This window comes from Micromonospora sp. CPCC 206061 (genome assembly GCF_036906915.1).
Taxonomy (GTDB): domain Bacteria; phylum Actinomycetota; class Actinomycetes; order Mycobacteriales; family Micromonosporaceae; genus Phytohabitans.
In genome coordinates this window covers 1-12,805 of sequence record NZ_JBAKHX010000133.1, presented here as the reverse complement: position 1 = coordinate 12,805, position 12,805 = coordinate 1, and the positions used below count along the sequence as shown (strand labels likewise).

Annotated in this window: 13 protein-coding genes and 2 pseudogenes; 4 read left to right on the top strand and 11 right to left on the bottom strand. The window is 67.2% G+C overall.

The features are described from left to right. Positions 1-324 precede the first annotated feature (324 nt). Both V6V89_RS39525 and V6V89_RS39520 read left to right on the top strand, forming a co-directional pair. Complete coding sequence (locus V6V89_RS39525) at positions 325-1,842, top strand: recombinase family protein (protein ID WP_334624820.1); 1,518 nt, start codon at positions 325-327, stop codon at positions 1,840-1,842. 270 nt (positions 1,843-2,112) lie between these two features. Further along, complete coding sequence (locus tag V6V89_RS39520; RefSeq protein WP_334624819.1) at positions 2,113-2,307, top strand: hypothetical protein; 195 nt, start codon at positions 2,113-2,115, stop codon at positions 2,305-2,307. 174 nt (positions 2,308-2,481) lie between these two features. Here the strand turns inward: V6V89_RS39520 and V6V89_RS39515 are convergent, their stop codons facing one another. The 9 genes and pseudogenes from V6V89_RS39515 to V6V89_RS39475 form a co-directional block, all read right to left on the bottom strand. Continuing rightward, on the bottom strand, positions 2,482-2,640 hold the full coding sequence (locus V6V89_RS39515) for a hypothetical protein (RefSeq protein WP_334624818.1): 159 nt from the start codon (positions 2,638-2,640) through the stop codon (positions 2,482-2,484). A gap of 502 nt (positions 2,641-3,142) precedes the next feature. Then, on the bottom strand, positions 3,143-3,478 hold the full coding sequence (locus V6V89_RS39510; RefSeq protein ID WP_334624817.1) for an STAS domain-containing protein: 336 nt from the start codon (positions 3,476-3,478) through the stop codon (positions 3,143-3,145). A 140-nt stretch (positions 3,479-3,618) separates the two neighbouring features. After that, positions 3,619-4,311, bottom strand: a complete 693-nt coding sequence (locus V6V89_RS39505) for a lipase family protein (RefSeq protein ID WP_334624822.1) — start codon at positions 4,309-4,311, stop codon at positions 3,619-3,621. 5 nt (positions 4,312-4,316) lie between these two features. Beyond that, positions 4,317-4,955, bottom strand: a complete 639-nt coding sequence (locus V6V89_RS39500; RefSeq protein WP_334624816.1) for a lipase family protein — start codon at positions 4,953-4,955, stop codon at positions 4,317-4,319. After that, entirely contained in the window at positions 4,952-5,278 is a 327-nt protein-coding gene (locus tag V6V89_RS39495; protein ID WP_334624815.1) for a DUF308 domain-containing protein, read from the bottom strand. Before V6V89_RS39495 ends, V6V89_RS39500 begins: the two co-directional genes overlap by 4 nt. Positions 5,279-5,407: 129 nt before the next feature. Further along, positions 5,408-6,661: pseudogene (locus tag V6V89_RS39490) on the bottom strand (IS701 family transposase). Positions 6,662-7,138: 477 nt separating this feature from the next. Next, positions 7,139-7,798, bottom strand: a complete 660-nt coding sequence (locus tag V6V89_RS39485; protein WP_334624812.1) for a CBS domain-containing protein — start codon at positions 7,796-7,798, stop codon at positions 7,139-7,141. 59 nt (positions 7,799-7,857) lie between these two features. Further along, positions 7,858-8,133: a DUF1876 domain-containing protein gene (locus V6V89_RS39480; protein ID WP_334624811.1), complete on the bottom strand. Its 276-nt coding sequence runs from the start codon at positions 8,131-8,133 to the stop codon at positions 7,858-7,860. 57 nt (positions 8,134-8,190) lie between these two features. After that, positions 8,191-8,988: pseudogene (locus V6V89_RS39475) on the bottom strand (SPFH domain-containing protein). 133 nt (positions 8,989-9,121) lie between these two features. On the opposite strand from V6V89_RS39475, the gene ctaD reads away from it, so the two are divergent. Together ctaD and V6V89_RS39465 are read left to right on the top strand one after the other, a co-directional pair. Next, entirely contained in the window at positions 9,122-10,882 is a 1,761-nt protein-coding gene (gene ctaD, locus V6V89_RS39470; protein ID WP_334624810.1) for an aa3-type cytochrome oxidase subunit I, read from the top strand. A gap of 150 nt (positions 10,883-11,032) precedes the next feature. Then, the gene (locus V6V89_RS39465) at positions 11,033-11,278 is read left to right on the top strand and encodes a DinB/UmuC family translesion DNA polymerase (RefSeq protein ID WP_334624809.1); all 246 of its coding nucleotides are present in this window, start codon (positions 11,033-11,035) and stop codon (positions 11,276-11,278) included. Between the two features lie 415 nt (positions 11,279-11,693). Here the strand turns inward: V6V89_RS39465 and V6V89_RS39460 are convergent, their stop codons facing one another. Both V6V89_RS39460 and V6V89_RS39455 read right to left on the bottom strand, forming a co-directional pair. Next, entirely contained in the window at positions 11,694-12,464 is a 771-nt protein-coding gene (locus tag V6V89_RS39460) for a G5 domain-containing protein (protein ID WP_334624808.1), read from the bottom strand. Between the two features lie 153 nt (positions 12,465-12,617). Beyond that, positions 12,618-12,805, bottom strand: a 188-nt coding sequence (locus V6V89_RS39455; RefSeq protein WP_334624807.1) for a hypothetical protein, incomplete at its 5' end; no start/stop codon positions are given.

Below are 12,805 nucleotides of genomic sequence, written 5' to 3'. Positions count from 1 at the left end.
CATGAACGGCCAGCACCGTTTCGTCGTTCAACGCTCGCACCCCATACCGCACTGACATCGGCAGATCCGGATACCGGGTGTTCCGTATGCCCCTATCGTCCGCTACACACGGTGCGACTGACTCTTCGTCCCTCGCGCGGCAAGGCTCGAGCCACGTCGAGGTGCGGCACTGGGCCTTGTGAGGCTTTGGGACGGGCGGTTCTGGTCTGCCGTTTCCAGGATCGTGGTGCCTGTCCCCCGTTCCGGTCGTTCCTGCCCTTGGCACGTCATGCGCTGGCGGCTGCGGATGTCTCGTAGGCAGCAGGCGGAATCGAGGTGGGCATGATGACGGTGGACAGTCCGAACGCACAGAATGACGTGTTGGCGGGTTGGTTGCGGCAGCAGCAGCCGGTCCGGGCACGGATGGGCGGACGCCGAGCACCAGCATCGGGTGGGTTGCGGTTCGCGTTCTATGGCCGCATCTCGACCGCCGACTTTCAGGATCGGACGTCGTCGCGAGCGTGGCAGTACGAGGCGGCGGTGGATCTGGTCGCTGGACATGGGGTGATCGTGGCCGAGTACTTCGATATCGGCTGTTCCCGCCGTCTGACCTGGCCTCAACGCCCTCAAGCCGCGAACCTGCTGAACGCGATCGCTGATCCCGGCCGCCGGTTCGACGCGATCGTGGTGGGCGAGTACGAGCGTGCCTTCGCCGGCGACCAACTCATCCAACTACTTCCCATGCTCGACCAGCACGCGGTGCAAGTATGGCTGCCCAAGGCCGGCGGTCCGATCAATGTGGACGATCCAGCCCATCGGGCGCTGATCCTGTTGCTGGGTCACCAGTCACGGCGGGAGGTTCTTCGCTCCAGGTTCCGGACGACCGCTGCGATGCGTGCGCAGGCTCAGGATCAGGGCCGGCATCTCGGTGGTCGGCCGCCGTACGGCTACCGGCTGGTCGATGCTGGCCCGCACCCGAACACGGCGCACGCTGCTTGGGGCCGCCGCCTGCACCGCCTGGAGGTGGATCCGCTGACGGCACCGCACGTGCGGTGGATCTTCGCGCAACGCTTGGCCGGACACAGCACGGCCGGGATCGCCCGCACCCTCAACGCCCTCGGTGTCCCCTCCCCCGCCGCCCACGACCGGGCTCGGAACCGGCATCGAAGCGGTGGGGGGTGGACGTTGCGCAGTGTCGCGGCGATCCTGGCCAACCCGCGCTACACCGGCCGCCAGGTATGGAACCGGCAGTACATCGACCACAACGAAACCATCGCCGGGGACAAGGCAACCAGCCGCGGAGCGGTGTACCGGTGGAACCCGAAAGACCAGTGGATCATCTCCAACGGGCTGGCACATCCGGCATTGGTCAGCGAGGAAGACTTCGTCAAGGCGCAAGCCGTCACCGCGGTCGCGACGTCCGCCGATGGTCGGGCCCGCCGCTACCTGCTCACCGGTCTCGTGGTCTGCGAAGTCTGTGGGCGGCGCGCTGATGGGCAATGGGTCCATGACCGGCCTGGCTACCGGTGTCGGCACGGACGCACCAGCGCCAGCCCAGCCGCACCCGGGCGACCCAAGGCCGTGTACTGGCGCGAGGACGAACTCCTGAACCGAGCCGGCCATCAGCTGGCAAACGACCTGCCGGCAAACGCGGATCACCGTGCCATCGCGACGCACATCCGCGCCCGCAAGCTACGGATCGCCTGCGGGCACAACACCGTAACCATCAGAAGCGACGAGACGGGACCAGTGCCGAGGACACACGCAACGAGCCCCCACCGGCGGCGGAAATCGCCTCCGTGGGGGTTAACGTGTCCGACACCATCCGCGGCCATGCGCACTATGAGTGTGCGCATGCGTTGATACTACAGCGTTCCAGGCCGATCGAGAAAGCCACTGTGGACTCCCACCAGGGGCTCGGGGCCCCGATCTCATGCACCACCCTGCCGTCGATCGGGTGCGTTCGCGGGCCGCATACCTGAACGGGCTTGCCTGGCCGACCGCGCACCCATCTCCGGAATGCTGTGCTGGCGGCCTCCTCGGATGGGGTGCGAGAGTGGGTCGTCAGCACAGCTGGTCGGCTTCGATCACTGGGCATCACGCCCGGTGGGGAGACTGTTGAATGGCTCGATCATGGGAATCGATCTGATCGTCGGTGGTGGCCAGCTGGAACGCTGTCTGCCCGACGCGGACAAGCTGCTCTTCGAGTACCGAACCGACGACGGACTCCGGTATTTGGATTGGAGGCCGACCACGGATCCAGATCAGTTCATGCCCGAGGACCTCGCGGTCCTTGCTGGCTGGCGGGGCTTCCCTGAGGGCTTGTGACACGGTCACATCAACGTGTCGGCAAGCCAGTGATCACCGACGGCGGCGAAAAGCACCACTGGCAACTCTTTGTCGTGCTGCCCGACTCCAAGACAAACGACGCGGCTTCCTACTCGCCAGACATCAACATGAACCGCGAATTGTGATAGTTCGTCAGGAAGCGGCGGGATGACCTCACCCGCGATCGAACGGTCGAGAACCGGCCCGAGCGGCACCCGAGTCGGTCTGCCCCAGACCGTGGCGCGCCAGATCGTCGCTGTGTTTCAGGTACTCGGCCCAGACCGGATCGATAAGATCACGCTTCTCGTCCTCCCAGAAGTCGTGGCTTCCCACAGAGACATGATCATGTGTCTGGGCGTCGAGCCGTGGCCGTCACCGAGCGACAGCTCGACATCGACAAGGGTGAGGATCTTGCCGTACAGGTCGTCGGCGCCTGGCGCTGAGCTCACATCGCCTCCAGAGATTGCGGGTGCCGCACAGCATAGGAGTCGTGTCGGCAAGTCCACTCGGTCGCGAACTGGATAGCGACGGCCACGCCACCGACGCGACAAGCACGCGTCACTCGTCAGCGATCGAGGGCAATCGTGCGATACGCGGACCTCATTCCAACTAACTTGCGACTTCCTTGACTGGGAGAGGGTAGGCGAGTTCGGTTTTGTCGGCTGGTAGCCGGATCTCTTCCAGGGGTCGGTTGACCAGGCCGGCGTGGACAGAGGTCGCGCTATGAGGCAGGGCGAACGTTGAGGATGCTGGCGACAACCCGTGATAGCAAGGCCCCGTTCGACGATCTGCCCCGCCAGACCGGCGGATCGGATCGTTTCCCGGTGGCGGGATGTCAGCCGGCTGGCTGGGCGGTGTCGCGGACGTCCAGGAGCGTGTCCACACCGGTAACGATCAAAATTCGGCGGACATGAGTGCTGGGCACGACGGCCAGATGTGTGCCGGCCGAAATGGCGTGGTTGTTCGACTTCACCAGTTCGGACACGCCCTCGGAGCTGAGGAACGTGACATCGGTAAGGTCCAGGACCGTGGTGGCCCGGTGCAGCGCCAGCGCCTGCTTGACCGCCTTGCGCAGCGTGGGGCAGGTGTTCCAGTCCAATTGCCCGGCAACGGCCACGGTCACCTGTTCGGGCCGGTCGAACAGGGTGCACGACAGCGACGTCTGGGCCATCAGCCAAGCCTAAAACACATCCGGCGCACGGGCTGTCTCAACGGCCCGGCATCCGGACGCGGACGTGGTCGGTGAATGTCACCGTGTCCACCGCCCCGGCTGTGGTGATGGCGGCGGGGTTCAGGCACTTAAGCTCGTGATCATGGCTGTGTAGGTGGGGATGGCGGGTTCCGGTCGTTGCTGGTGCGGACGGCGTCGGTGATGTTGCGCCACCGGTCCTTGCTGGCGGGCGCGGCTTCCCGGAGGGCTTGTGCCATGCGGCGGGCTTGGGACTCGTCAAGGAACCCGGTGTACTGAGGTGGTCCCGGCCGGGGTACGCGCGGTAGTCGAGCCGGGCGCCATCGGCGCAGCGTTTTCCGCACATAAGAGGCTTGCACGGCGGGCAGAATGAGGCCATCCGCCTCACCCTGCCCGATGAGCACCGGCACTGGAATTGGCCCGGTGGGCGTGTTTTCCGCGAGCCGCTGGCCGAGTCCGCCGCGCGTGGGGCTGCGCGCGAGGACCGACTCGGTGAAGATCGTGGACTCCAGGACCGAGACGAACAGTTCCGGCTCGTTCAGGCAGCGGCTGGCCATCTCACGAATCTGGATGCGGGCGGCGGGGCGCACGTAGTGGTTGAACGTCACGTCGCGGTACGCCTCGGCATAGGCCTGGATGACGAACGACGACAGCACGGTGCCGCCGCGCAGCGTCTCCAGCCGCGCGGCGAGCGCCGGCAGGTCGCTGGCCGGCGCGAACGCCGCCACGCCGACCACGTGCGCGTCCGGGGCGTACGCGGGTGCGGCGATCCCGGTCCACAGCACGGCATGGCCACCCTGCGAGTGCCCCCACACCACGGTCAGGTCCGCCAGCGGTAGGTCCCCAACTGCCGGGCGGCGCGGACGGAGTCGAGCACGGAGCGCGCCTCACCTTCGCCGATGAGGTACGGGTGCGGGCCGTCGGTCCCGAGGCCCACGTAGTCGGTGGCGACGAGCACCCAGCCGCGCGCGACCATCTGCTCCACGCCCGGTATGACGCTCGGCGCGAAGAAGTCGGACGCCGCCAGCGACGGCGCGCATCCAGGCACAATGCCGGACGTGCCGTGCGCCCACGCGATGACCGGCCCGGGCCCGTCCGGCAGCGCCGCACTGGCCAGCACCACCCCGCTCGCGACGGCGGTGCTCCCGTCCTCGCGCGTGGTGGCGTAGAGAATCCGCCACGCCTTCGTCCGGGCGAGTACCCCTATCGTGAGCGGCTCGGTGCCCGGAGCCGCGGAGTGGCGTACGGGCGCGGAGTAGAACGCGTCCGGGCGCGGCGACGCGGCCTGCAGCCGGACACTGACGATCAGGAGGCCGAACGCCACCACGAGGGCGCCGGCGGCCACGAGCACTCGGGTCCAGCGCGGCCGATGCCGTACCGCTCGGCCGCGGCCGAGCGCGGCCCCGACCTGGGCCAGTCCGAACAGGACCATCCGGACGCCGAACACGGCCGCGATCACAGGACGGTCACGTCCGGCCACACCAGGGCCAGTACGCCGAGGACGGCGCTCGCGGCACCGAGAGGCAGGGCGCTCGCACGCTCGTCCGCGTTACCTCGGAGTGCCTCGACGACCTTGACGAGGCCACCGACGAGCAGGGACGCCCCCACGATCGCCGTGAGGACTCCGATGGTCAGCCCCGGCCACACCAGGATTGCCGCGCCGGCCGCGAGCCAGCCGATGCCGGCCGCCACCGCCACCTGCGGCGTGGGCGACGTGCGCGCAGCGGCCAGCTCCGTGACGCCCGTCAGCACGATCCCGACCGTCACCAGCAGGATCAGCACCGCTAGTGCTTTGTCATGATCTTCGGCGGTGTTTGGGTTTCGGTTGCTGGAAGCGGGTTTTGCAGGTGGGGCAGGTACCGATGAGGTAGGCGAGCAGGTGTTGCAGGCGTCGGAGTACGGCGTAGAGGGTCATTCCGGCGCACGGGTTTTTGGATCGAGTCGTTGCAGGGTCACGAATGCGTGGGCGGCGCTGACGAGGGTGACGTGGTGGTGCCAGCCTTGCCAGGTGCGGCCTTCGTAGTGGTCCAGGCCAAGGCCGGTCTTGACTTCGCGGTAGTCGTGTTCGATGCGCCAGCGTAGTTTGCCCAGCGGACCAGGGTGTGTTTCGCGATCCGTTCGGGCAGGTTGGACAGCCAGTACTTGACCGGTTCCGCAGCGTCGGATGGCCATTCGGCGATCAGCCATGCTGCGGGTAGGTCCCGGCCGCGGTGTGCGTCCCGCAGGACCCGGCCGGCAGGACGTACGCGTAGGAAGACGAACTGCGAGGACATCATCCGCGGTCGGCCGCCGCGCCGCCGTGAGCCGGGCCGCCAGGTGATCCTCCGGGCCGTGCCCGGGCCGGCGGATGTGACGAGTTTGGCCAGGGTGGAGGCGGGATCGCGGTAGCGCGGCACCGACGGCCGGCCGACGCGGCCGTGCGCGACGGTAGTGCGCCGCGTTCGGACAGGGTAGGCGTTGAGGTCGCCGCTGACTTGCACCACATAGGACAGGCCGCGTTCGGTCAACTCGTGACGGAACTGCGCGTTGTCGCCGTAGCCGGAGTCGGCGACGATCAGCGGCGGCTGGCGGCCCCACCCGATGAGCTCGTCGATCATGTCCAAGGCCAGACGCCACTTCTCTCGATGCCCGACCTCGTCGCTGATGCCGGCCTTGCGGCGCCGTTCGTGCACGTCTTCGGCCGGCTTCGCCGAGGCCGGATCCCAGGACGGCGGCACGAACAGCCGCCAGTCGACCGGGCACGACGCGGTGTCGGTGATCATGCTGACCGACACGGCGACCTGGCAGTTGGTGACCTTGCCCGCAGTGCCGGTGTACTGGCGGGCCACACACGGCGACGCCGTGCCGTACTTAAGCAGTCCGGTATCATCCAACGCCCACGCCTGCGGCTGGACCGCCTCGTCGACCAATTCGGCGATCCGGGCCCGCACCGGTTCCACCCGCCACGGGCTGTTCGTCACGAAATGGTTCAACGCCTGCTCATGCACGACACCGTCGAGACACACGGCCATCGGCTGGATCGACTTACGCCGCCCGTCCAGCATCAGCCCTCGTACATACCAGGCCGCCCGGTCCTGCCAACCAGACCGGGTCAACGACCCGAACACGTCCCCCGGCGAACTCGGCCAGATCATCACCAAGCCGTCCAGCAGCAATCAGACTCATGCATCAATCACAGCAACCACCACCACCTAAGTCGCCATCACCCCCCGGAAAGATGACGAAGCACTACTAGCGAGGCGAACGGCTTGACCGTGAGGACCGCGCCCGCGATGACACAGGCCACGCCGAGCACCACAGCGGCCCAGCGCGGCAGGCGTCCAGCTAGGCCACGCAACGCCCCTGTCACGTTACCGAGCGTACGGTCGCGCGCCGGTCGCCGAGGCGGGGACACGCGTACAAGCTAGGGACGAGCGCTGATGATCATCCCTAGGTCGATTCCGAACCAGGTGCGGAACGGACCCCGTACTCGACCTCGTCGGCCCTTCCCAGCACCGGACGGGTCGATCGCCCGCAACACCGTACGCGACATGGACCGCATCCGATGAGGGTGGCGAGGGCGATCCGCGGTTGCCGATCTGGATCAGTTCCTAGCCGCGCCGAGGGCGTGCGGACCTCGACACCCAAGGCCAGGCGACTCATCTACCTGCCGTACACCTTCTCGACGAACTCGGCCACCCGGTGCTCGTCAAGGTGGCGTGCCAGGTCGGCTTCGCTGATTATGCCGACCAGGCGACGGTTCTCCAGTACCGGTAGGCGCTTGATCTGGTGGCGTTCCATCTTTTCGAGGACCTGATCGATGTCGGCGGTCGCGTCGACACAGAACACTCTGCCCTGGGCCAGCTCGCCGACCCGGACCTGGGCTGGGTCGCGGCCCTCGGCCACGCACCGGACGGCGATGTCCCGATCGGTCAGGATGCCATGAAGCCGGTCGTCGGCACCGCAGATCGGCAACGAACCGATACCCAGATCGCGCATCTTCGCCGCCGCGGCCGCGACGGTGTCGTCCATGCCGACACACTCGGCTCCGGCGTGCATGATCTCCCGCGCGCGTCGACCGGTGCCGGTCCGCCCGCTCCCGGCGCGGACTTGTGCCCACACGCGCTGGTGGGCGTCGACGGCTGCCAGCGCCCCCGTCACGGCCTCGTGTGGGCCTTCCCCGCTGTGCTCGGCGTGGTAGGCCTCGCCGAGTATGCGTAGCAGCCGGCGATGCTCGCGGCGCGCCCGGATCTCGTCCATCTGGGCACGGCCCCGCCGCAGGCCGCGTTCCGCGACCGCTCTTGCCCTGTCGACGGCATTCATGGCTCCTCCTCTGCCGCCCACCCCCAGCACCCTCAGCGTCGCACACTGGCAGATGGGATTCAGCCACGCAGCCGGACCCGGTCCTGGGTGGTCTGCTCGATGTCCGCGGCGGCCACTTCGAGGAGCTGGTGGGACAGGTCGGCGAGGGCCCGGGACACGGCCAGCTCGTCGCCGATTTTGGGCACCTCTGGGTCAACCGGGTTGCGCCGTGCCCGTCCGACGCCAGCCAACCTCGATCGGTCCGGCACCTCTAGCCGCGCTTCCGCCCGCGTGAGCCGTTCGTCGCCGTGCTCGTCGATGACGATCTCGACCGTCCACCGCTTGACCTCGGCCATTGGCATGGGCTACCCGGCCCGCCGGCGCGCCAAACCAAAGGTGAGGCCTGATGACGCTCAGCTAGCCGTGAGCTTGTCCGCCGCTGGGTGTTGGGTGACCCGCTCGGTGGTCCTATCCAGAAATCGGAGCAGCTCGACGGGGAACGGCAGGACGACCGTCGAGTTCTTCTCCGCGGCCACCTCCACCATGGTCTGCAACAGCCGCAGTTGTAGCGCCGTTGGCGTGTCGGCCATCGCGGCCGCTGCCTGCGCCAGCTGCTTGGACGCCTGTAGTTCGCCCTCGGCGGTGATGACGCGGCCCGGCGTTCGCGTTCCGCCTCGGCCTGGCGGGACATCGACCGTTTCATCGACTCGGGTAGCGCGACATCCTTGATCTCCGCCCGGTCGATGTGGATACCACCCCAGCCGACCGCGGGGCTGTCGATCATCATCTCGAGCCCCTCGTTGAGGCGCTCTCGGTTGGACAGCAGGTCATCGAGCTCACTCTTGCGATCATGGAGCGGAGCGAGGTCTGTGCCACCTGCGACACCGCGAACATGTAGTCCTGCACGTTGACGATGGCCCGGACCGGGTCCACGACGTTGAAGTACACGACCGCGTCGACCTTGACCGTCACGTTGTCTCGCGTGATGCCCTCCTGTGCGGGGACAGGCATGGTGATGACCTGCAGGTTCACCTTCCTGAGCCGGTCGATGGCGGGACGATCAGGTTGAGCCCCGGACCGCGAGTCGCCTCCAGCACCCGTCCGAAGCGGAAGACCAGGCCGCGTTCGTACTGCTTGACGATCCGTGCACTGAGCGCGAACCAGACGGCGGCTGCGCCCATCGCGCCCAGCAGTATGTCAACCAGGATCATGGCGACCTCCGTTACGCATGTGCCGCCCCATCTCGGATGGTATGCCTAGGCGGAAGCACTCGCGTCACGCCGCGGATGGGTGTTGACTGAGGGTGAGCGTTTAGGCAGGCCACCGCGTTTGGGGGTGGTGGCTATGACGAGGTTGGAACCGCGTCCGACCCCGGTGGTGGCACGTCCGTGGCCGGTACGCGAGCAGGTGCGGGGATCGGCGTTCTCGGGGCTGTTGCGGACGACGGACGCGAAGCAGATCGGGCTCTTGTACCTGGGCACCGGCTTCGGGTTCTTCATGGTTGGTGGCTTCATGGCGCTGCTCATGCGCGCCGAGCTTGGCCGGCCGGGGTTGCAGTTCCTGTCCTTGGAGCAGTACAACCAGCTGTTCACCATGCACGGCACGATCATGCTGCTGCTGTTCGCGACGCCGATCCTGTTCGCGTTCGCCAACTACATCGTGCCGCTGCAGATCGGTGCCCCTGATGTCGCGTTTCCGCGGCTGAACGCGCTCGCTTACTGGCTGTACCTGTTCGGCGGGACCATGGTCCTGGGCGGGTTCCTCACGCCGGGCGGAGCCGCCGACTTCGGCTGGACCGGTTACGCCCCGCTGTCGACGGCGACGAACTCCCCAGGCGTCGGCGCGAACATGTGGCTGGTCGGACTCGTCCTGTCCGGGCTCGGGACAATCCTTGGCGCCGTCAACATGATCACGACGATCCTGACGCTGCGCGCGCCGGGCATGACCATGTTCCGGATGCCGATCTTCACCTGGAACATCCTGGCCACCGGCCTGCTGGTGATCCTCGTGTTCCCCATGCTGGCCGCGACCCTGCTGGCGCTGGGCGCCGACCGGATTCTCGGCGCTCACGTCTACGACCCGGCCACCGGCGGCCCGCTGCTCTGGCAGCACCTCTTCTGGTTCTTCGGCCACCCCGAGGTCTACATCGTCGCCCTGCCGTTCTTCGGCATCATCAGCGAGGTCATCCCGGTCTTCAGCCGCAAGCCGATCTTCGGGTACAAGGGGCTCGTCTTCGCCACCATCGGCATCACCCTGCTGTCGATGAGCGTGTGGGCGCACCACATGTTCGCCACCGGCCAGGTGCTGCTGCCGTTCTTCAGCTTCCTGAGCTTCCTCATCGCCGTGCCGACCGGGATCAAGTTCTTCAATTGGATCGGCACGATGTGGCGCGGCCAGATCACGTTCGAGACGCCAATGCTCTTCTCCATCGGCTTCCTGCTCACCTTCCTGCTCGGCGGCCTGTCCGGCGTCCTGCTGGCCTCCCCGCCCGTGGACTTCCACGTCACCGACTCGTACTTCGTGGTCGCGCACTTCCACTATGTGCTGTTCGGAACGATCGTGTTCGCCGTGTACGCCGGCGTCTACTTCTGGTTCCCGAAGATGTTCGGCCGGATGCTCGACGAGCGCCTGGGCAGGCTGCACTTTTGGCTCACCTTCATCGGTTTCCACACCACATTCCTGGTGCAACACTGGCTCGGCAATGAAGGTATGCCCCGCCGGTACGCCGACTACCTGGGAAGCGACGGGTTCACGACGCTCAACGCCATCTCCACGGTCGGCTCGTTCGTGCTCGGCGCCTCCACCCTGCCGTTCCTATATAACGTGTGGAAGTCGTACCGGTACGGCGAGGTCGTCCTCGTCGACGACCCGTGGGGTCACGGCAACTCGCTCGAATGGGCCACGACCTGCCCGCCGCCGTTGCGCAACTTCGATCGGATGCCGCGCATCCGCTCGGAGCGCCCGGCCTTCGACGTGAAGTACCCGCACCTCGCGGCTGGCCAGACGCTCGCCGGCCCGCCGGAGGGCGGCGCCAAGCCACTGACGAGCGAGTCTCGCGGTGGCGCCACCTACCAGGAAGACACCTCCACCGAGATCGACCGCTGAGGCGCCCTCCAACCGGACGCCGCAAAGTACATCCAGACGACCGACCGTGGAAACGTCCGGACCTAACCTGCGAGCAGGAGCGGGGCCGGCCCTCTGGCAGGGCTGATCAGCTCGAAAAGGCTTCCAGGGCTTCCTCGGCGCGGCGCATCGATGCCACCGGATCGCGGCCGGGAGATCGCGTTTCCGCGCGACTTCACCGACCGCGACCACATCGCCGAGCGGGTGGCCGCGCTCGCTCGCGAGTTGGGTGCGGACGTGGTGGCCGCCGGTCGCCGGGTCACCCACGTCGCGGTCAAGGTGCGGTTCGCGTCGTTCTACACCCCGACCCGAGTGATGAAGCTGCGCGACGGGCCGACCACGGACCTGGACACGATCGAAAGGGTCGCGCTCACCTGAAGACGGCATGTTCGCTGCCGGTGAGAACGGCATCACCGAACAGCGACTGATGGCGATGCTCAGCGGACTCGAGCGGATGAGTCGAGGCGAGGCCCCGCCGAATTGGCTGCGGCCTTCTCCAGGCCCGTAGCCGGTACGCCCGCGCACCATCCGCGCGGCAGAAGTGTGCACGTTCGTGCCTATTGCGCCTGCGCGTCATCAGCGCCTGGATTGTCGACCTCGGCAGATTCCTCGGCCACTCGGACAACACATGACGGAGGACAAGGAGGACCATAGCGACGAACATGCAACCCAGGGCGACGAGTGCGAGACGGTCGCTACCTCCGGCCGCGAAGCGTTCGGCGGCGCACTAGCCTGCGCGCGGCCCAGGGCGAACGGCTCGCTGCCTTCTGTGGCGAAGCCTGCGCGCGGGCTGCTATTCGCAGCCGATCCCGTCTTTGTTGGCGTCGAGCCGGTAGATGTCGGTGCCGATGACCCTTACCGGTCCTTCGACGTAGGCGGGGCCGTCTCCGCTACCGCCGGTGCAGTCGACGTCGCTGGCGATCGGGACGCAGCCGCTGTAGTTCGGGTCGCACTGCGGTTGTGTTTTGGTGCCCACGGCGGTTACCTGGGTGACCGGCGTCTTGGTGACGTGTTCCCGTACCAGGCGCTTGTCGGTCTGTACTCCATTGACAATGGTCACTTCGTATGTGACCGTTTTGACCCCTGGAACGCCCTGGGTTCTGATTTTCGTGGTGCCTTGGGCGAGTGTCGGATCGTTGACGGTCGTGCGCGGGAACGGGATGGCGACCGTTTCGGTGACGGTGCGTTTCTGGATCACTGGCGCGGCCGGCGACGGCGTAGCGCTCGGGGTCGGAGGGGCCGTGGTAGTCGGCGGGGCCGTGGTAGGCGTGCTACCTGACGGTGTGCCCGCCGTGGTGGCGGATGGAGCCGCCGGGATAGTTGGCCGGTCGCTGTCAGCGGGCTTGGGCTGTGGTGGATCACCGGTCAGCGTGCCGGCTAGGGCGAGCCCGCCGCAGCACAACAGGATCAGCGCCAACGCGGGGGCAGTGATGTAGAGGGCGGCTTTCTTTCCAGGACTTAGACGAGCAAGCCTGCCGGTATGTGTCAGACGCGGTTCGGCCGGCGGTACTGGCGGCTGCCCGGCCGGGAACCGCCGATCCTTGCCGTCCGGCGGCGGGTTCATCACCACAACAACACCCCCACGGGTGAGGTCAGGCAGGGCCGACAGTCACATGTGGTAGTGGACATTCTACGTGAAGTGATGCGAGAGCTTCCTTCCAGCAGGGCAAATCCTGCGGGAAGGTCCGGCCTAGTGAGTGGGTTCGTCCCCAGACCGTCACCACGTGACGATCGCGCCCACCTTGTTCATGATCTCGGCGAGCTCGACCCGGTAGCGGGCGTCCCACAGCAGCGGACACCGTGCTGCCGGCGCAGCGCACAGGCGCTGCACGGCGACTGTCAGCGGCAGATCCGTACGGCCGTGCTCGTCGCGGGTGAGCGGATGTCGGCCGTTGGGGCGTAGGG